The 384-nt window shown below is 49.2% G+C and carries 1 protein-coding gene; it reads right to left on the minus strand.

The features are described 5' to 3' along the window. Positions 1–384 (minus strand): hypothetical protein (locus tag H8K43_RS19345; RefSeq protein WP_186905261.1); only part of this gene is annotated, 384 nt, incomplete at both ends.

Raw genomic sequence — 384 nt, forward strand, 5'->3', positions numbered from 1 at the left:
AAGGGAACTTGACGCGTATGCTACGCATATACCAGTCGGGATTCGCCTGCCAGCCAGCCTTGATGCGCTCTATGGTTTCTGGCTTAAAGCGCCAGGCCTTTAACTCTTTCCAGCGGTCTTCATTGAGGGTAAAGGTACCGCCGGGTAGCCGCGCGTTGTACTGGCGCACATCGATATCGCGAATTATCTGGGCACGGAAAGTTTGTAATTCCACCTGATGGGTATAACCGCTGGCCCACAACATGATGTAGCCTTGTGGTGCTATGCCAAAACGCAATTCAGAAAAGCGTGGTTTCACAACTCCATAGTTCACGTCTTTATCGACAATTTTTGGCTGCTTAAAAAATAATTCATAGATACGGCGCAGCGGCAATTCTGCATCCA

Origin of the sequence: Cognatundibacterium curvum, from assembly GCF_014284235.1 — a bacterium.
Classification (GTDB): Bacteria; Pseudomonadota; Gammaproteobacteria; order Burkholderiales; family Burkholderiaceae_D; genus Undibacterium; species Undibacterium curvum.